The following is a 19,051-nucleotide window of genomic DNA, read 5'->3' as shown; positions in this document are numbered from 1 at the left end:
ACTCCTTTAGGCCACTTCCTCGACGAACGCGATCTCCGGACCGAGGAACCGCCCACCGATCGCCATGAACGCCTCCGGATCCCCGGTGGTGAGGAACCGGTGCTTCGGCGGCGACAGGGCGTCGTCCCGCGCCAGGCCCCCGCCGACCAGCCGTGCGTACACGTCGTTCGCCGTCTCCTCGGCACTCGAGACCAGGGTGACCGCAGAGCCCATGACGTACGAGATCACTCCCGTCAGGAGAGGGTAGTGGGTGCACCCGAGGACCAGCGTGTCGATCTTGGCCGCCGCGAGCGGATCGAGGTAGCGGTGCGCCTCGGCGAGGAGTTCCGGACCGCTGGTCAGGCCGCGTTCGACGAACTCCACGAACCGTGGGCAGGCCCGGGTGTGCAACGTGACGTGGGGTGCCGCCGCAAACGCATCGTCGTAGGCCTGGGAGGTCGCGGTGGCCCGGGTGCAGATGACGCCGACCTGGCCGGTCCTCGTCGCGGACACCGCTCGCCGCGTGGCCGGAAGGATCACCTCCACGACCGGGACCGAGTAGCGTTCCCGCGCGTCACGGAGCACCGCGGCACTTGCCGAGTTACAGGCGATCACGAGCAGCTTGACGCCCTGGTCGACCAGGTGGTCGAGGGATTCGAGGGCGATCTTGCGGACGTCGGCGATGCCCTTCTCGCCGTACGGGTAGCGCGCGGTGTCGGCGAGGTAGAGGACGGATTCGTGCGGGAGCTGGTCCATGACCGCCCGGGCGACGGTGAGGCCGCCGAAACCCGAGTCGAAGATGCCGATCGGCGAGTCTGACACGGCCGCCAGCCTACGGGCACCAACCCTGGCCCGGGGCCGCTATTCGCACCCGTCCAGACTTCGCCGTCGCGGGGAGAAACCCGCACAAGTCTTACGGGGCTCGGCCTAGGCCCGCGAACGCACCTGGGCTGCGTCCGTCGGCCAGGCCGAGCCCCCTCGGCGCCCCACCTGTCGGCGGCTCGTCAGCACGACAGTCGGTTCCTCCCACCAGCCCGCTCCAGGTGACCCTGGGTCGAGCATGTGTCCTCCGTCCGACCGCGCGTGCCTGAGTGTTCCCCCGAACCTCCCCGGTCCGCCGTCCCGGGCGCGTCATGGAATGCAAACCCACGAACCGCTCATGTGGTTGCATCAACTCTCAAGTCTCGACAAACCGGCCAACCTCGGTCATCGAGCCCCTGGGCGTGTTCCGTGACCCGGTGTGTTCGTCAGAGGCCTCACCGTGTCCCGTCACGCCCACAGCTGGCAGTCGAGAGTCTCCTCGGCCTCGTCGAGAGTTCCTTCGTACGCACCTGTGGAGAGGTACTTCCATCCGCCATCGGCGACGATCGCCACGATGTCGGCGCTCCTGCCCGCCTTGACGGCCTGATGGGCCTGGGCGATCGCGGCGTGCAGGACGGCACCGGTGGAGATGCCGGCGAAGATGCCCTCGAGGTCGAGCAGTTCCCTCACCCGACGTACCGCGTCGCGCGGGCCGACCGAGAAGCGGGAGTCGATCATGCGAGCGTCGTACAGCTCCGGAACGAATCCCTCGTCGAGGTTGCGCAGGCCGTAGACCAGCTCGCCGTACCTCGGTTCGGCCGCGACGATCGTGACGTCCGGCTTGTGCTCGTGGAAGAACCTGCCGACGCCCATGAGTGTCCCGGTCGTGCCGAGGCCCGCGACGACGTGGGTGACGCTCGGCAGGTCGGCCAGGATCTCCGGTGCGGTGCCTTCGTAGTGGGCGAGGGCGTTGGCCGGGTTGCCGTACTGGTAGAGCATCACCCAGTCCGGATGCTCCTCAGCGAGCTGCTTGGCGACGCGGACGGCCTCGTTGGACCCCCCGGCCGCTGGCGAGGAGACGATCTCGGCGCCCCACATGCGAAGCAGCTGCCGGCGCTCGGCCGAGGTGTTCTCCGGCATGACGCAGACGAGGCGGTAGCCCTTGAGCTTCGCCGCCATCGCCAGGGAGATGCCGGTGTTGCCCGACGTCGGCTCGAGAATGGTGGCTCCGGGACGCAGGAGTCCGTCCTTCTCGGCCTCGACGATCATCCGCAGGGCCGCGCGGTCCTTGACCGAACCCGTGGGGTTCCGATCCTCGAGCTTGGCCCACAGGCGTACGTCCGAGGTCGGAGACATGCGCGGCAGCCCGACCAGCGGGGTCTGGCCCACGGCGTCGAGATGCGAGGCGTAACGCATGGCTGACGGACCCCCGGCTCAGCCGCCCGCGACGGCGGGAAGGACCGTCACGACATCGCCGTCCTCGACGGACGCGCCGAGGCCACCCCGGAAGCGGACGTCCTCGTCGTTGACGTAGACGTTGACGAACTTGCGAAGATCACCCTCGTCGACCAGTCGGGACTTCAGCCCGGCGTGGCGGGCCTCCAGGTCGTCGAGCAGCTCCTGCAATGTCGCGCCAGCGCCCTCGACGGTCTTGGCGCCCCCGGTGTGGGTACGGAGAATCGTCGGGATACGGACCTCGATAGCCATCGGTGATGTACTCCTTCGCTCGTCGTCATACGCGCCAAGTGCCACAACACGGGCTGCCGCACGGGGATTCCGACAGGGGATTCCGACAGGGGATGGACGGCCGATTCCGGTTTGATCGAGCGTCCGGGACCTCCGGCAGCCGAGCCGGCGATGATCTCGGCAGTCGGGATCAGTGGCCCGAACAGTCGTAGACGACGACGGGGGCCGTGTGCCCGAGGAGGAAGAGCTCCACGCCTTGGAGTCTACGGTCTCACCTCAGGTGGGAGGTCCGGCGGATCGCCTCGTCGCGGGAGCGCTGGCCAACCCGCACAACCACCTGCTGCATCACAGGGTGGTGTCGATCATGATCGGCGCTTCCGAGTACGACCGGTTGGGCGGGAACAACGCCTGCCACTGCGGATTCAAGACCTGAGGTACATCCGGATGGTCCCGGTCGAGCAGCGCCTTCTGGACCCGCCAGAGCAACTCCTCCGGCCGGGCGGTGATGTCGTCGGCTGTGAGGACGATGACGATCCAGCCCAGGTCGCGGAGTTCCTCGCGGGCGCGAACGTCGTTTCGCCACTTCCGCTTGAGCGTGCGGTGGAGGTCACCGTCGTACTCCAGGGCGATCTTCTGCTCTGGGTACTGCAGGTCTGCCGTCGCCACCCACTGGCCGAACTCGTCGTGGATTTCCCATCCTGGTTCAGGGCACGGCAGGCCCGCGAGGAGGAGCAGCAGCCGGGTCCTCGTCTCCATTGGCGAGTCGACCCGTGGCCTGACCAACCTCGCGGTCGCCCGGGCCAGCCGCAGCCCAGGGCGTCGAGGAGAGGCGTCCGCCGACCGGATCAACGCCTCGCGACTCGTCCACCCGTGACGTACCAGGGCGTCGCCGAGGATCAGGAGATCTACCAGCGAGAGATGAGCCGCAAGCTCGGTGAAATTCCGCTCAGGCATCACCACTGCTCGCCCCTCGACGAGCGTGACCGCCTCACCGTCGCTCGTGGCATGGCAGACGATGCCGTGGACCCTGGGACGCGAGGTGGGCGCCGGAACCGTCACATGGACCATCCCGTCGTCCCGGACGGGCACGTCCCGCAAGAGCGCGGCCGTGAAGTGGCTGAACGCCGCTTGGGCGGGGAGCACGAGCCGCGCTGCATCTGCCCTCAGCGCGACCGTGTCGGGCAGGTGCGCCGGCACTCGGACTCCCCGGAATGGCCGCCGGAATCGCCGACCACGTAGGACTGTCCGCGAGATCCCGAGGCTCTCGGCGTACGACACGGTGAACGGCCCGGACAGCAACTCAGAAGGAAGGTCGGACGGAGCGGGCATCCGGACAGCTTGCCCGGGTCACCCACCGGCCCGTCTCAGGTATCCACAGGGGGGACCGGCCGCGTTCATTGCGAAGAAACGGTTAACGGGCCGCCGACCTGGTTCACCACAACTTCGCAATGAACGAGACCCGGACACATCTGGCGGGAGCGAGGCGGGAGATGACCGAAGCGCTAGTTGTTCGCGCGGCCGTCGTAGGCCGGGACCACCTGGACCTTCTCTTCGGTGACCTCGCCGTCGATGATGCGGTAGGACCGGAACTCGACCTCGCCACCCGCATCGGCGCCGTCCCTGGTCGACACGACGACATAGTGGGCATCCGGCTCCGCCGCGTAGGAGATGTCGGTACGCGACGGGTAGGCCTCGGTGGCGGTGTGCGAGTGGTAGATCACGATCGGTTCCTCGTCGCGGTCGTCCATCTCCCGCCACACTCTGAACTGCTCCTGCGGGTCGAACCGGAAGAACGTCGGCGAGCGCTCGGCATTGACCATGGGTACGAAGCGTTCGGGCCGGTTGGAGCCTGCGGGCCCGGCGACCACGCCACACGCCTCGTCGGGATGGTCAGCGCGGGCGTGGGCGACGATCTTGTCGCGGGTGGCCTGGTCGATGGTCAGCACAGCCCGACCCTATCCAGCCGACCCAACCGCACCCTCCCGCCAACCGTGGCCGGCGGCCGGTCGCGGAAGGCAGGCTCAGCTGATCGCCGAGACCAGCGACTCCTGGAGCCACCCCAGCCAGATGTAGACGCCGTACACCTGGCGCCGGCGATCGTCCTCGGGCAGCGCCTCCCAGCGGGCCTCGTCGTCCTGCTCGACCCCCAGCCGGGTGGCGAGGGCGAGCCGGAGATCGGTGAGCGTACGCAGCCAGGCCTGGATCTCGTCGGGGTTGATCGAGACGGTCACCTGGTCGGAGTACGCCGGGTCGCCGAGCGACTCCAGGACGGCTTCGGCGTTCTTGACCTTGCCGTCGCGCAGGCCGTGTTCGGTGAACCGCCGGAACTCCCCCGCCGCTTCCTCGTCATCGGCGTAGGCATTCGGGAAGAGCCGCGCGAGCACCTCGTCGTCGGGCGGTTCGGTCGAGCCCAGATGGCCGACGAGGGCGGCGAGGCTGTCCGCGGGCGGTGTCGACGACGGCGCCTCGTCGCGGATCAACTCCACCAGCTCACCGACCAGTCCACGGAGGATGTGCGCCTCCTCCGCGACGAACGTCGCCGACACCACTCCGTGTCGGGCCCGAAATCCGGTCGTCATGTGTCCCCAGTCGTCGTCTGCCCGGCCGCATTGCCAGCGGCGTCACACCTCATGTGTCACCACTCTTCTGCAGGGTCGCCCACAGACCGTAGGAGTGCATCGCCTCGACATCGCGTTCCATCTCTTCCCGCGTGCCGTTGGAGACGACGGCCTTGCCCCTCTCATGGACGTCCATCATGAGCTTCTCCGCCTTCTTCCGCTGGTAGCCGAAGTAGGACTGGAAGACGTACGTGACGTACGACATGAGGTTGACCGGGTCATTCCAGACAATGGTCACCCACGGCGTGTCCGGGCGGACGACGTCCTCGATGTCCGGCCGTTCGAGCTCCACTGGTGCGGTCCCGCTCACCGTCCCATCGTGGCATCTGTCGGGCGTTCCCCTCTCCTCGCACCCCCCAGAACGGTCCGAACGGCGCGTGGTCCACCACAACGAGCCGCCAGGGCGTGAAGGCTGAACGGCGTTGGCGCGCCGCGGTCTAGGCTCGGCCCTATGGACGAGATGTCCACCGGCACCTCCTCGACGGCGCTGTTCACCGACCGGTACGAGCTCACCATGCTCCGGTCCGCCCTCGCCGACGGCACCGCGCATCGGCGTGCCGTGTTCGAGGTGTTCGCCCGCCGACTTCCGGACGGTCGTCGCTACGGCGTGGTCGGCGGCACGGGGCGGTTCCTCGAGGCGTTGGAGCGGTTCCGGTTCGATGACGACACCCTCGACCACCTCGCCCGCAACGACGTCATCGACGAGCGAACCGCCGACTGGCTGGCGTCGTACCGGTTCTCCGGCGACATCTGGGGCTATGCCGAGGGAGAGTGTTACTTTCCGGGTTCGCCGATCCTGGTGGTGGAGTCGACTTTCGCCGAGGCTGTCCTGCTCGAGACCGTCTCGCTGTCGATCCTGAACCACGACTCGGCGATCGCGTCGGCGGCGTCTCGGATGACGACGGCAGCCGGGTCCCGCCCGATCGTCGAGATGGGTTCGCGACGTACGCATGAGGTGGCGGCGGTGGCGGCCGCCCGCGCCGCCTACCTCGCGGGCTTCGCGGCGACGTCCAACCTCGCGGCCGGTCGCACCTACGGCATCCCCACCAGGGGTACCAGCGCGCACGCGTTCACACTGCTGTTCGACTCGGAGCGCGCGGCGTTCGACGCCCAGGTGGCCGCGCTCGGCGCGAGCACGACGCTGCTCGTCGACACGTTCGACGTCCGTGCCGCCGTGCGAAGGGCCGTCGAGGCGGCCGGCACCCGACTCGGCGCCGTCCGGATCGACTCCGGCGACCTCCCGGTGCTCGCCCACGAGGTACGGGCCCAGCTGGACGAGCTGGGCGCGACGGAGACCCGGATCCTGGTGAGCGGCGACCTGGACGAGTACGCCCTGGCCGGGCTGGCCGCCGCGCCCGCCGATGCGTACGGCGTCGGCACCGCGCTGGTCACCGGCAGCGGCTACCCGACCGCGGAGTTCGTCTACAAGCTGGTCGCCCGTTCCACGACCGCTGACCCGGACGCTCCCCTGATCGGCGTCGCGAAGGCGTCGACCGGAAAGCCGACCCACAAGGGACGCAAGTGGGCCGTACGCCAACTCGACAACGGGATCGCCGTCGCCGAGGTCGTGTCGACACGGCCGGAGGACGAGCGGTTGGGCCGGCCGCTGTTGGTCCCCCTGGTGAAGAACGGCGAGGTTGTCGGCCGCGAACCACTCGACGCCGCCCGCGAGCGTCACCAGCGCAGCCGGGGCGAGTTGCCGCCGGCCGCCCTGCAGCTGTCTCGCGGCGAGCCGGCGATTCCGACGGCGTACGAAGAACACGCGCGGGAATGAGGTCCTGGAAGGAGGAGAGGTGCGATGACACGGGCGCTGATCGTCGTCGATGTCCAGAACGACTTCTGTGAAGGAGGCAGCCTGCCTGTGCACGGCGGGGCTGAGGTGGCCTTCGCGATCGGCGAGGTCCTCCGCGCCTGGCACGAGGCCGAAGAACGCGACAAGGCGTACGACCACGTGGTCGCGACCCGGGACCACCACATCGATCCGGGTGAGCATTTCTCCACCGAGCCCGACTATGTGACGAGCTGGCCGCCGCACTGCGTCGCGGGGACCGACGGAGCCGGCTTCCACCCGAACATCGACCCGCAGCCGTTCGACGCGGTCTTCAACTGTGGCGAGTACTCCCACGGATACTCCGCCTTCGAGGGGAGGTCGATCGAGGGGAAGGGACTGGCCGAGTGGCTCCGGTCCCACGACGTCGACCAGGTGGATCTCGTCGGGATCGCCACCGATCACTGCGTACGGGCCACTGCCGTGGACGCGGCGCGGGAGGGCTTTCGTACCCGCGTACTCCTCGACATGACGGCGGGCGTTCGCGCGGACACGACGGAGGCCGCGGTGCGCGAGATGCGAGAGGCCGGCGTCGAACTCGTCGGCACTCCGGTCGTCCACGAGGGCTATCCGCAGCCGAGCTGACTGTCGTAGGTCGATCAGGCGAGGACGCGGGCAAGCTCGTCGTCGGTCAGTTCCTCCAGCCGGGCGCGGAGTCGGTCCGGTGTGATCGGGAGGGTACGCATCCGGATGCCGACAGCGTCGTCGACCGCGTTGGCGAGGGCGGCCGGTGCCACTGGCGTGGACGCCTCCCCCGCGCCGAGCGGCGGCAGGCCGGGGCGGTCGAGCAGGACGAGATCGAGGGTGGGTACGCCGGAGAACGGAAGTATCGGATAGCTCGTCCAGTCGACGCTCTCGATCCCGTCGGTGCCGTGGCGCACCTCCTCGTGGAGCGCCCGGCTCAGGCCCTGCAGGATGCCGCCCTCGATCTGGTTCGCGAGGCCGTCGGGGTTGACGATGACGCCAGCGTCGCAGGCGGCCACGACGCGGCGTACGGTCACCGCTGCCGTCGTCGTGTTCACGCCCGCGTCGACGACGAGCGCGGCGTAGGCCTTCGACCCCTTGTACCTCGCCACCGCCACGCCCTGACCGCGCCCACTCGGGCCGATCCGCGTCTGCCAGCCGGCGCGTTCGGCGGCAGTCTCCAGTACCGCGCGCGCCCGCGGATCCGAGAGGTGCGCGAGCCGGAACTCCACCGGATCCTTGCCGGCGGCCTCGGCGAGCTCGTCCATGAACGACTCGATCGCGAACGTGTTGAAGTAGGCGCCGAGGCTGCGCAGCGCCGATGTCCGCAACGGTCCCTTCACGTAGTCGCCGACGATCTCGCGGGCGGGGATGTCGTACGCCGGAAGGGCGCTGCGTACTCCCCCTTCCCCGCCGCCCGCCCACGGCCGCGCCGGACCGCCCGCGCGCAGCCACGCCACCATCAGGCGGTCGCCTGTGCCGTGCGGTCGGGAGGTGTGTGCACCGGTACGGATGTGGTGCCGCCAGCCGGTGATCCTTCCGGAGGTGTCGAGACTGGCGTCGAGGTCGGCCTGCATCGCCGGTCCGTACGGCTCCCAGGTGAACTCGTCCCGCACCGAGAACTGGAACCGCACCGGCCTGCCGGGCACCGCCCGGGCTGCCAGCGCCGCGAAGCCGGCCGCGTCGTCGGCGCCGTTGTGCCCGTAGCAGCCAGGACCGTCAACGTGGCGGACGGTGAGGGTGTCGGCGTCGACGCCGAGCAGCGCCGCCAGCTCCCGCCGCAGCGGATAGACGCCCTGGCTGTGCGTCCAGACCGTGAGCGCGGCCGGTTCTGGCACGGGGCCCGGTTCGGCACCGGCGCCCGGCTCAACCTCGGCGCCCGGCTCAACCCCGGCGCCCGGCCCAACAGCGGCGAGGGCGACGGCAGCGGACGGCGCGATGGAGGCGTGCGCCTCGTGCGGTTTGGCATACGACGCGTGGACCTGCCGCCCGGCGGCGAGTGCCTCGGTCACGCCGGGCTCCTCGACAACGGACTGGCGTACGGGCTGCGCTCGCCGTGTGTCATCGGAGGCGTCGCTGCCGTCGACCAGCGGCGCGGGTTCCCAGCGTGCGGACCGGGCGAGACGTCGTACGCCGGCGACGGCCTGCTCCTCGCGGTCGGCCACCACGACGACGAGGCGGCCGTCGTGGACCACGGCCCGCACCCCGGGCATCGTCTGTGCGGCGTGCACGTCCACGCTGGTCAACGCCGCGTCGTAGGTCGGCGGCAGAAGCGCGCGGGCGTGGAGGAGTCCGGGCAGTGCCAGGTCGTGGACGTACGCCGGCGCACCGGTGAGCTTCGCGGTCAGGTCGATGCGGTGGACCGGCTGGCCCACGGCTCCCCCTGGCGCGGTCGCCCCTGTCGCTGGAACACCGACCGCAGGAGCACCGCCCGCACTTGCACCCTCCGCGGATGGGCTGGTCCAGCGCGGGCGGTCGTCCGGGCGGATGGGCCCTAGCGGCGGGCAGCCTTCGGCCCGAAGCCGGCGGAACGCCGCGGCCGCCATCGCCAGCGCCGTACCGCCCTGCTCGAGTGAGGCGCTGCCGGCCGTGTAGCCCTCGTCCGGGGTCGCGTCGGTCGCGGCCTGGCGGACGACGATCCGGTCCACCGGTACGTCGAGCTCGGCGGCGACGACCTGGGCGAGAGCAGTACGTACTCCTTGGCCGAGTTCCGACCGGCCGCTGCGGGCCTCGATCCGGCCGTCGGGGAGTGGTCTGAGCCAGTCTTCGACGTTCGGGGCGCCACGTAGCGCGCCCGGAAGGTCCACGTCGGCGGGCCCGGCGGCCGCGAGTCCGCGTGGATCGGTGAGCAGGGTGGAGTCCGGTCGTACGACGGCAGCGCAGGGCGGGAGCGTCTGACCGGCGAGCTTGCGGACAGCCCGGAGGATCCGGTGATGCGTACCGCACCGGCACAGGTGACCTTCGAGGGCTTCCTGGATGGCGGCCTCGTCGGGACTGGGCTCGCGGGCCAGCAGGCCGGCCGTCGACATGATGATGCCGTTGAGGCAGTAGCCGCACTGGGCCGCCTGTTCGTCGAGGAACGCCTGCTGGATCTCGTGCGGCTCCTCGGGTGTGCCGAGCCCCTCCGGTGTGGTGATCCTCGTCCCCTCAGCGGCGGCGAGAGAGAGCTGGCAGGAACGCTCCGGCCGGCCGTCGACGAGGACGACGCAGGCGCCGCACTCTCCGACCGCGCAGCCGGGGCGGACGCCGTAGAGAGCGAGATCGTGCCGGAGTACGTAGACCAGCGGCGTCTCCCGGTCGGCGTCGACGACGGTGGGGGTCTCGTTGACGACGAACGCGGTCGGTTCCGGGCCAGACATGTGGCTCACCTCTTTCGGCGTCGAACGGGTCCGCGCCTCTGTGGCGACAGGGGCGCCTTCATCCAAGCCCTCTTCGTTGCAGGGCGCCCCTCATCCAACGAAGTGCGCGTCACGGAGTCCACCCCACTGGTTCGGGTCAGCGGAAGGACGCCTGCCACACGAGGCGGCAGTGCCGGAGTTCGAGGGTCCCGCCGTACGCCGTGAAGAGTCGTGTCAGGTCTTCCTTGACAGCCGGCCATGACGGAACACCCCCGCGACGCCCAGCGAGCTTGGCGTAGAGCTCCGCGGGTTCATCGAAGGTCTCCGCCACGTCGAACCACCAGCACCCGTCGAGGTGGATCCGCCCCGCTGCCTGGTCGATGCCGGAGGTCACCCATCCGCGCACCTCGTCGTAGCCGAAGACGCGCTCGATTCGCAGCGGCTCGGGCAGGTCGGCGTTCCATGGCGGGACGGCGCCCGCCGGACCGGTCGGGTGCATGCCGACGGCGACCGCACCGGGACGCGCCGCCCGGAGCGAGGGGTCGAGCCACTTCGTGAGGATCGGCCCGCGCCGGCAGACGAACACGTCCACGCTCGCGTCCGGCACGCCGACGCCCGCGCCACCGTCGCTCAACCCGCTGCCGGCACCGTTCTCACCGGCACCGTTCTCACCGGCACCGTTCTCACCGGCACCGTTCTCACCGGCACCGTTCTCACCGGCACCGTTCTCACCGGCACCGTTCTCACCGGCACCGTTCTCACCGGCACCCTCATCGAGGCGGAGGACGCGAAAGTCGATGTTGGCCACGCCGCGTTCGGTGGCAAGTTGCCGGGCCAGGTCGATGACGCCGGGATCGCCGTCGACCCCGATCACGTGCCGGCACAGCGGGGCCAACGTCTGGGCGTACCCCCCATGTCCACAGCCGATATCGGCCACGACGAAGCTGGGGCTCACCAGTGACCGGACAAGCGCATCGAAGAAGGCCTCGCCGTTGCCCGGCGCCACCTGGGAACGCCAGCCGTGGACGAAGCCGCGACTCACCAGCCGTTCGTCGTCCTGCCACTCGGCGAGGTCGGCGGGATACCTGTCGAGAAACCCGCGGCCCGGCGCCCTCACCGTCCGAGCTGCCGCCGGTCCCGGATCCGGCGAAGCCGCCGGCGCTGCGAGTCGTCGAGCATCAGGTAACCGGCGATCGGCGCGCCGACCACAGCAAGCACGATCAGCAGGGTCGCCCACCAGGGAAGCAGAATCCAGGCGAGCAGGCTGACACCCACGCCACCGACGATCCACCACGTGCGATTCGACATGTCGTCCCTCTCAACCGCTCTGAGGCGTGCACCACCCGGTCGTTCCATTGTCCGTCATGAGAACGGTCGACCGGTCCGTATGGTGTCACCCGTTCCCGACCCAGGCCGGACTTATGGCACCAAACCGACCGCCAAGGGGTGCAGCACCTGGGCTGGCGCCGACCAAAAACCGGGGTGACCCCGCCCATGGTGCGGTGCCATGCTCGGTGATCGTGTCGTCTGAGCGCCAGCAGGACTCGTCCGAACGTCGCCGATCCTCCGCCCGCCGTGCCGCGCTGGGAGTGCTCGTCCGCGCGTTCCCTGGTCGTACGACAATCCTGGCACTCCTCGCCCTGCTCTCCGGGGCACCGGCGGCCGGGTTCGCGCTCCTCGTCGGCCGCCTGGTCGGCCAGCTGCCCGACGTGGTGACGGGCGGATTCGACTCGGCGGAAGGACGCCGTGTCGTCACGACACTTGTGCTGATAGGCACCGTCCTGGTGGTGCAGGAGGCCGTCAATCTGCTGCGGCTGCTCGCGACGACCGATCTCCAGAAGCGGATGGACGAGTACCTCCTGGCTCGCGTGATGACGACCACGATGGCAGTGCCGGGACTCGAGCTCTTCGAGGATCCCGAGCTCGCCGCGGCCACCAACCGTGCGGCGAGTGTCGCCCGCTATGGGCCCGGTGAACTGATCAGCGGCCTTTCGTACCGCTGGACCAGCCTGTCGCGCGGGCTCGCCGCAACCATCCTGGTCGCCACCATCTGGCCGGTGGCGGCGGGATGCCTGCTCATCCTCTGGCTCGTCGTCAGCCGCCACCTGCAGGCCGACTTCTACCGAGCGAACCCGTTCTGGACCGACCCGCTGCGCCGGGCGGTGTATCTCAACCGGCTCACCTACCTGCCCGACTGGGCGAAGGAGCTCCGCATCTTCGGGTTGACCGGTTGGATCGTCGACAAGTTCAGTACGGAGTGGCAGCAGGTGATGGCCGAGCTGTGGCGTACCCGCCGGGTCGGCTACCGCACCACGACGTTGCTCACGGTCGTGATCCTCGCTGCCAACGTCGTGGTGATGGTCCTGGCCGCGCGTGCGGCGCTTCGCGGCGACCTCGAGCTGGCCACGCTGACGGTCCTCGTCCAGGGACTCTTCGCGATGGCGATGCTCGCCTCTCAGGACGGCGACATCTGGATCGAGAACGGCGCGATCCCGGTGCCCGACGTCCTCGCCCACGAACGTGCCGCCGCCGCCATCACGTCGGCGCCCGACCCCACGGCGCGCTCGGCGACCGGCCTTCCAGCGCGGGCGATCTCGTTCGAGGGCGTCCGGTTCGGTTATCCGAGCCGCGACCGGCCGGTGTACGACGGCCTCGACCTCACCATCGAAGCCGGGCGCTCCCTCGCGGTCGTCGGCCTCAACGGCGCCGGCAAGACCACGCTGATCAAACTCCTCACCGGCCTGCTCCATCCGCAGGACGGCCGGATCACCGTCGACGGCATCGACCTGGCCGACCTCGATTCCACCAGCTGGCGGCGGAGCGTCGCGGCGATCTTCCAGGACTTCGTCCACTATCAACTGCCGGCGCGGGACAACGTCGGCTTCGGCGCCGTCGAGGGGCTGCACGTGCCCGACGTCGACGCGCGCGTCCTCGCCGCTGCGGGCAGGGCCGGCGCCGACACGATCATCGAACGTCTCCCGACGGGGCTCGACACCGTGCTGTCCCGGCGCCACGACGGCGGCGTCGACCTGTCCGGCGGCCAGTGGCAGCGGATCGCGCTGGCACGCGCGATGGCCGCGGTGAGCGCCGGCGCCCGCGTGCTCGTCCTGGACGAACCCACGGCGCATCTCGACGTCCGCGCGGAGGCGGACCTGTACGACCGGTTCCTCGACCTCACCCACGGACTCACGTCGATCGTGATCAGCCACCGGTTCTCGACGGTACGCAGGGCCGACCGGATCGTCGTCCTCGACGGCGGACGGATCACCGAGGACGGTACGCACGACGAACTGGTGGCGGCGGGTGGGCGGTATTCCGGCCTCTTCCGTACGCAGGCGATGCGGTATCACGCCGAGGATCGAGACACCGCGGTAGAGGCGGGGGTGCGTGATGCCTGACGCGGCACCCACAGACGTGACCGGCCCGACCGGCTCGACCGGCACGCACGCTCCCGCGAGCCGGCTCCGCGCCGCCCGGGTGATGCTCGGCTTCGCGTGGCGCGCGGACAGACGCCGTTCGGTGCTCGCGTTCGGGATCTTCACGGTGCAGGCGCTCGTCACCGCGGGCTTCGCGTGGTGGTTGAAGCTGCTCCTCGACGGGCTCGCCGACGGCGACTCCACCCGGACCGCGCTGGCAGCCGTCACCATCGGAGTGTCGATCGCGGCCGGGAGCGCTCTCGACTACGCCGGTTCCCGCGTCCGGATGGCCCTGAACGAGCGCGCCCAGCATCTGATCGAGCGCCGGCTCGCCGAAACTGTCGGGCATGTGCCGACACTCGAGATCCACGAGACGCCGGAGCACCTCACGCAGCTGGAACTACTGTCGAACGAGGAGTGGGAGTTCGGAGACGCGATCCCGTCCCTCGTGCAGCTGACGAACGTCATGATCCAGGCCGCCGCGTCGGTGGCCCTGCTGCTGAGCGTGCATCCACTGCTGCTGGCGCTGCCACTGTTCGGGGTGCCGATGCTGGTGTTGAGCCGGCGTACGAACGGGTTGTTCAACCTCGGCATCGAACTCTCCGCGGCACCCGGCCGCCGAGCGGGAGACCTGTGGGATCTCGCCACGACAGCCGGAGCGGCGAAGGAGATTCGGCTCTTCCGGTTGGCCCCCGAGATCCTGCGGCGCTTCCACGCCGCGCACCGCGAGATCCGGCGGACGAACGTACGGCTCCAGCTGCACGGGTCGAGCATCGGGTTCGCCGCGCGACTCGTCTTCCTGGTGGGGTATTTCGGCGCGATCGTCTTCGTCGTCAACGAGGCGGTACGCGGACGGGCGAGCGTGGGTGACGTCCTGCTGACGGCGGTGCTCGCCGGGCAGGTGCTCGGCATCGTGGACGGGTCCGGCGAGATCGTGCTGTGGGTCCTGCGTACCCTCACGGCCGCGAGCCGGTTCGTCTACCTCGAGGATGTGGCGACGCGGGCACGGCAACGGGTGGACGTGAGCGCCGGCGTACCCGAGCGGCTGCACACGGGGATCGTGCTCGACTCCGTCTCGTACCGCTATCCCCTCGGAAGTCGCGACGTCCTGCAGCAGGTCAGCCTCCGACTTCCCGCCGGATCGACGGTCGCGATCGTCGGCGACAACGGTGCGGGGAAGACCACGCTGGTGAAGCTGCTGGCCGGGCTGTACGTGCCGACCGGCGGGCGTATCACCGTCGACGGCACCGACCTTGCGACATTGGATCCCGACCGCTGGCGGGAGCGGGTGTCGGCCGCGTTCCAGGACCATGCGCGGTGGGAGTTCAGCGTGGGTGAGGCGGTCGGGATCGGTGATCTCTCCGCTCTCGGAGCGGGTGTCGACGATCGAGCGGGTGTCGACGATCGAGCGGGTGTCGACGATGGAGCGGGTGTCGACGATGGAGCGGGTGTCGACGATGGAGCGGTGACCGGGGCTCTGGAGCGAGCTGGCGCCGATGACCTGCTCGACTCCCTGCCCGCGGGTCTGCGGACCCAGCTCGGACCGACGTGGCCCGACGGGATCGACCTGTCCGGCGGCCAGTGGCAGAAGCTCGCGATCGGGCGGGCGATGATGCGGACGTCGCCGCTTCTCCTTCTGCTGGACGAACCCACCGCGGCCCTCGACGCCGAGACCGAGCACCGGCTCTTCGAACGCTGGACCGCCGCGGCGGGCGCGGTCCGTCGTTCGACTGGCGGGGTGACGGTGCTGGTGTCGCACCGGTTCTCGACGGTACGCATGGCCGACCTGATCGTCGTCCTCGACCGTGGCCGGGTCGTCGAGACCGGTAGCCATGCCGACCTGGTGACCCGGGAGGGCGGCCTCTACGCCGAACTCTTCGAACTCCAGGCCAAGTCATATCGCTGACCTACGCACCCGCACCCCGGCGACCGCACCCCTACGACCGCACCCCTACGACCGCACCCCTACGACCGCACCCCTACGACCGCACCCCTACGACCGCGACCCAGCGACCCCGCCGCAGCGACCCGCCACAAAATCCCCGCGGCAGCGGGGTAGCGTCACAAGTGCCGCTGCGGTATCAGGAGCTCTGCTGGTCGAGGCGGCGGAGGAGATGGGCGCGGGCGGCGGCGTCGGATCGGCCGCCACGCTCAGCCAGCCGGTCGGCGATCTCCCGGCGATGGTCGGGCTCTTTGGAGCCTGCGTACTTGACCTTCGCGCGTACGCCCGTCACGGTCAGCTCGATCCCGCGGATACCCGGCAGCTGCCGGCGATCGGGGTCGTCGACCGACGAGACCGGGACCCGACCCGATCCGGGCTCCAACTGGCCCAACTGCCGATTGAGCAGCACTGCCTTCTCCGCCGGGTCGTCGATGATGCGGACGTCGCACTCCATCTGGACAGTGGTGTAGTACGACGTCGGGATGCCCAACTCGGGCGGGGTACCCGGCAGCGCCTGCCAGGCCGACGGTGCGTACACATAGTCGTCGATCACGCACAACAGTGCACGGGGATGCTCCTCGAGCAGAGGCCAGATCGGGTTGGGTCTGGCGAGGTGCAGCCAGACGGTCGACGCTCCGTCGAAGACGAAGTGGGTGGCGACGACAATCGGCAGATCACGTCCGTCGCCCTCGTCGCCGCCGCGACTGCCGGGCGCGATGAGTTGACCGAAGTTGTGTTCTGCCAGCCATGTCCGCCACTCCTCGTCAGTCGCCGCGTCCCAGGGATGAACGAGCACAGAGTCCTCCTCGCTGATCGCCTCGCCACCGCAGAGACCGATCGCCGTCCGTCCGCCGCCTTTGCCCCGTGACTACGGTCGGGCGCGTCGCCGCCGCGCCCTTCGAAAGCTGGCCGTCAGGCCGCTGCCAACCGCGCCCGCAGCCGGTCCCGCACGCCGGGCCAGTCGTCGTCGGTCATCGCGTACTGCACAGTGTCGCGCCACGATCCGTCGCGGCGCGGCTTGTGCTTGCGCAACACCCCCTCGCGCTCCGCACCGAGCCGGGCGATCGCCGCCTGCGAACGGTCATTGCGGATGTCGGTGTGCCACACGACCCGCACCGCACCAAGCTCGTCGAACGCGCGCTGCAGGAGCAGCAGCTTCGCTTCGGTGTTGACGCCGGTACGCCACCACCGCTGGCCGAGCCAGGTGTACCCGATCGCGATCGACCGGGTGACCGGTGAGACTTCGTAGTACGAGGTCGTTCCGGCGAGCTCACCGGTTCGCGCATCGATCTGCGTCCACGGCACGAGGACCCGGTCGTCCCTGGCGGCGAAGACCCGCCCGACCCACTGCAGGACATCGTCGCGGGTACGCAGCGGCGGAACCGACAGGTGGCGCAGGACCTCGTCGTCGGCGGCCGCCAGGAAACCGTCCACGTGGTCGAGAGACATGGGTTCGAGGCGTACGAGCGCTCCGGTCAACACCGGCGCGGCGAACCACGCCTCGATGCCCTGGTCCGCGGCACTTCCCTGATCCCCTGCACTCCCCTGGTCCCCGGCACTCCTGTGGTGGGCGGTCGACGGGCTCGTTGCTGAGGCGTTCGTTTTGGTCGGGCCGGCCGCGGTCGGGCTGGCCGCGGTCGGGCTGGCTGCGGTCGGGGTTGCGGGGCTCGCGGTCTCGGACACGGAGGGCACTCCTTCACCGGCATCGCCACGCCGAAGGTCACAGCCCCGAGCCCCCACCACTCGAGAGCGGGTCCGGTCGCGACCCTAGTCAACCCGGGACCTTGCGCGGCAAGTTCGTTATAGTACAAAATAGTTGTTGTGTCTCTACAATATTCCATCGCCGGTACGACGTCGAGCGAGATTGCGACCAGCGTCGAGTCCGGTGTGCGCTCGGGCGCTCTGGAGCCGGGCACCGCACTCCCGCCCGTCCGCGCGCTTGCGACCCACCTCGCCCTGAGTCCGGGCACGATCGCGTCGGCCTATCGCACCCTGCGGCAACGGGGAATCGTCGAGACCGACGGACGCCGGGGCACACGCGTACGCACGAAGCCGCCGATCTCACCGCGCAGCGGCGGCCGCCTACCCACCCCGCCAGGCGCCCGCGACCTCGCCAGCGGCAACCCCGATCCGGCCCTGCTGCCCGCACTCGGCCCGAGACTGCGGCGGCTCGCTCCCGACCCTGTGCTCTACGGGATGGCGGGACCGGTCCCCGAGTTGGCCGTACTGGCAAGAGAGCGGCTGTCCGCCGACGGCGTGCCGGCCGAGTCCGTCACGGTCACCAGCGGCTGCCTCGATGCCGTCGAACGAGTCCTCGGTGCCCATCTGCGTACCGGAGACAGCGTGGCCGTCGAGGATCCCGGCTGGTCGAACCTGCTGGACCTGCTCGCCGCAATGGACCATCCGGTCATCCCCGTGCCCGTCGACGACGACGGCCCGGATCCTGTCAGCGTCGAGGCCGCGATCCGCCACGGTGCACGCGCGATCGTCGTCACCAGCCGGGCCCAGAACCCGTGGGGAGCAAGCGTCAGCGCGGCCCGAGCCACCCGGTTGCGCGCGATCCTCACCGCCCACCCCGACACGCTCGTCGTCGAGGACGACCACGCCGCCGAGCTCGCGACCGAGCCCCTGCACGCCTTGGCCGGCACAACGCGCCACTGGGCGACGGTGCGTTCGGTGTCCAAACCCCTCGGCCCGGATCTACGCTGCGCCATCCTGGCCGGCGACGACGAGACCGTCGGCCGGGTCGAGGGACGGCAGTGGCTCGCCGCCCGCTGGGTCTCGACGGTCCTCCAGGCCCTCGTGGTGGAGCTGTGGCGTGACCCGGCGGTCGAGGCACTGGTTACGCGGGCGGGAGAGCGGTACGACGAACGGCGGACGGCGCTGGTGAGCGCCCTTGGCCGCCGGGGAGTACGCGCCCACGGGCGCTCGGGCCTCAACGTGTGGGTACCCGTCGAGGACGAGACGGCCGTGTGTGCGCGGCTGATGGAGGCGGGGTGGGTGGTGGCTCCGGGCCGGATGTACCGGATCTCGAGTGGCGAGGGCATACGCATCACCGCCAGCACCCTGCAGGTCGGGCGCGACGTCGACGTCCTTGCCGATGCCGTGGCCAGGGCGTTGGCCCCGGGCCGCGCCCCCGCCACGGCTTAACGGTGGCGGTCAGCGAGGCAGCTGCCCCCGACCGCGGAGCCGCGTGATCCGGCGACGCTGCGACTCGTCCAGCATGAAGTAGCCCACGACGGGCGCGGCGACGACGGCGAAGATGATCAGCAGGGCGAGCCAGTTCGGCAGCAGCCACAGGGCGAGGAGTGCGACACCCGCACCGCCCAGCACATATTTCGTACGGTTCGACATGCACCCATGGTTGCTCGTGGAATCCGTCCAGCCCTCGGGCATCACCCCGAGATCCCCCGGATGGCCAGCCCTCAGAGGAGACCGCCGAACGGGCCGCCCTCACCGGAGATCCCGAACGACGGCCC

The 19,051-nt window shown here is 70.0% G+C and carries 17 protein-coding genes and 2 pseudogenes; 6 read left to right on the top strand and 13 right to left on the bottom strand.

Annotation, left to right across the window (positions count from 1 at the left end):
• Positions 1–6 precede the first annotated feature (6 nt).
• From murI to clpS, 7 genes are all read right to left on the bottom strand, one after another.
• On the bottom strand, positions 7–801 hold the full coding sequence (gene murI, locus ABN028_RS12500; RefSeq protein ID WP_349327261.1) for a glutamate racemase: 795 nt from the start codon (positions 799–801) through the stop codon (positions 7–9).
• Positions 802–1,248: 447 nt separating this feature from the next.
• The gene (locus tag ABN028_RS12495; RefSeq protein WP_349327260.1) at positions 1,249–2,196 is read right to left on the bottom strand and encodes a PLP-dependent cysteine synthase family protein; all 948 of its coding nucleotides are present in this window, start codon (positions 2,194–2,196) and stop codon (positions 1,249–1,251) included.
• Positions 2,197–2,214: 18 nt separating this feature from the next.
• On the bottom strand, positions 2,215–2,487 hold the full coding sequence (locus ABN028_RS12490) for a MoaD family protein (RefSeq protein WP_349327259.1): 273 nt from the start codon (positions 2,485–2,487) through the stop codon (positions 2,215–2,217).
• Positions 2,488–2,811: 324 nt separating this feature from the next.
• On the bottom strand, positions 2,812–3,795 hold the full coding sequence (locus ABN028_RS12485) for a putative endonuclease domain-containing protein (protein ID WP_349696705.1): 984 nt from the start codon (positions 3,793–3,795) through the stop codon (positions 2,812–2,814).
• Positions 3,796–3,968: 173 nt separating this feature from the next.
• Positions 3,969–4,412, bottom strand: coding sequence for a M67 family metallopeptidase (locus tag ABN028_RS12480; RefSeq protein WP_349327257.1), 444 nt, complete (start codon positions 4,410–4,412; stop codon positions 3,969–3,971).
• Positions 4,413–4,487: 75 nt separating this feature from the next.
• A complete protein-coding gene (locus tag ABN028_RS12475) occupies positions 4,488–5,045 on the bottom strand; it encodes a DUF2017 domain-containing protein (protein ID WP_349327256.1) in 558 nt (185 codons plus the stop codon).
• 49 nt (positions 5,046–5,094) lie between these two features.
• Positions 5,095–5,394: an ATP-dependent Clp protease adapter ClpS gene (gene clpS / locus ABN028_RS12470; protein WP_349696704.1), complete on the bottom strand. Its 300-nt coding sequence runs from the start codon at positions 5,392–5,394 to the stop codon at positions 5,095–5,097.
• 141 nt (positions 5,395–5,535) lie between these two features.
• Between clpS and ABN028_RS12465 the strand changes: the two genes are divergently transcribed.
• Together ABN028_RS12465 and ABN028_RS12460 are read left to right on the top strand one after the other, a co-directional pair.
• Positions 5,536–6,858, top strand: coding sequence for a nicotinate phosphoribosyltransferase (locus ABN028_RS12465; protein WP_349327253.1), 1,323 nt, complete (start codon positions 5,536–5,538; stop codon positions 6,856–6,858).
• A gap of 24 nt (positions 6,859–6,882) precedes the next feature.
• Positions 6,883–7,497: an isochorismatase family protein gene (locus ABN028_RS12460; RefSeq protein ID WP_349696703.1), complete on the top strand. Its 615-nt coding sequence runs from the start codon at positions 6,883–6,885 to the stop codon at positions 7,495–7,497.
• 14 nt (positions 7,498–7,511) lie between these two features.
• Here the strand turns inward: ABN028_RS12460 and ABN028_RS12455 are convergent, their stop codons facing one another.
• A complete protein-coding gene (locus tag ABN028_RS12455) occupies positions 7,512–10,235 on the bottom strand; it encodes a molybdopterin cofactor-binding domain-containing protein (RefSeq protein WP_349696702.1) in 2,724 nt (907 codons plus the stop codon).
• Positions 10,236–10,569: 334 nt separating this feature from the next.
• On the opposite strand from ABN028_RS12455, the pseudogene ABN028_RS35340 reads away from it, so the two are divergent.
• Positions 10,570–10,926 (top strand): annotated as a pseudogene (locus ABN028_RS35340) (hypothetical protein); the annotation flags it as partial.
• Between the two features lie 75 nt (positions 10,927–11,001).
• Here ABN028_RS35340 and ABN028_RS35335 read toward each other — a convergent pair.
• Both ABN028_RS35335 and ABN028_RS12445 read right to left on the bottom strand, forming a co-directional pair.
• A pseudogene (locus ABN028_RS35335) lies at positions 11,002–11,151 on the bottom strand (methyltransferase domain-containing protein); the annotation flags it as partial.
• Between the two features lie 176 nt (positions 11,152–11,327).
• Positions 11,328–11,522: a tail-anchor membrane protein gene (locus ABN028_RS12445; protein WP_349327248.1), complete on the bottom strand. Its 195-nt coding sequence runs from the start codon at positions 11,520–11,522 to the stop codon at positions 11,328–11,330.
• A 212-nt stretch (positions 11,523–11,734) separates the two neighbouring features.
• Between ABN028_RS12445 and ABN028_RS12440 the strand changes: the two genes are divergently transcribed.
• Both ABN028_RS12440 and ABN028_RS12435 read left to right on the top strand, forming a co-directional pair.
• The gene (locus tag ABN028_RS12440; protein WP_349696700.1) at positions 11,735–13,612 is read left to right on the top strand and encodes an ABC transporter ATP-binding protein; all 1,878 of its coding nucleotides are present in this window, start codon (positions 11,735–11,737) and stop codon (positions 13,610–13,612) included.
• Positions 13,605–15,536: an ABC transporter ATP-binding protein gene (locus tag ABN028_RS12435; RefSeq protein ID WP_349696699.1), complete on the top strand. Its 1,932-nt coding sequence runs from the start codon at positions 13,605–13,607 to the stop codon at positions 15,534–15,536. Before ABN028_RS12440 ends, ABN028_RS12435 begins: the two co-directional genes overlap by 8 nt.
• 175 nt (positions 15,537–15,711) lie before the next feature.
• On the opposite strand, the gene ABN028_RS12430 is transcribed toward ABN028_RS12435, so the two are convergent.
• Positions 15,712–16,368: an FMN-binding negative transcriptional regulator gene (locus ABN028_RS12430; RefSeq protein ID WP_349696698.1), complete on the bottom strand. Its 657-nt coding sequence runs from the start codon at positions 16,366–16,368 to the stop codon at positions 15,712–15,714.
• Positions 16,369–16,484: 116 nt separating this feature from the next.
• Entirely contained in the window at positions 16,485–17,255 is a 771-nt protein-coding gene (locus tag ABN028_RS12425; RefSeq protein ID WP_349696697.1) for a GNAT family N-acetyltransferase, read from the bottom strand.
• A gap of 138 nt (positions 17,256–17,393) precedes the next feature.
• Between ABN028_RS12425 and ABN028_RS12420 the strand changes: the two genes are divergently transcribed.
• A complete protein-coding gene (locus ABN028_RS12420; protein ID WP_349696696.1) occupies positions 17,394–18,722 on the top strand; it encodes an aminotransferase class I/II-fold pyridoxal phosphate-dependent enzyme in 1,329 nt (442 codons plus the stop codon).
• 9 nt (positions 18,723–18,731) lie between these two features.
• On the opposite strand, the gene ABN028_RS12415 is transcribed toward ABN028_RS12420, so the two are convergent.
• On the bottom strand, positions 18,732–18,926 hold the full coding sequence (locus ABN028_RS12415; protein WP_349327238.1) for a tail-anchor membrane protein: 195 nt from the start codon (positions 18,924–18,926) through the stop codon (positions 18,732–18,734).
• Positions 18,927–19,051 lie beyond the last annotated feature (125 nt).

The sequence above is a fragment of the Actinopolymorpha sp. B17G11 genome (assembly GCF_040196095.1).
In the GTDB taxonomy this organism is placed as follows: Bacteria; Actinomycetota; Actinomycetes; order Propionibacteriales; family Actinopolymorphaceae; genus Thermasporomyces.
This window is presented reverse-complemented; position numbering and strand designations above follow the sequence as displayed.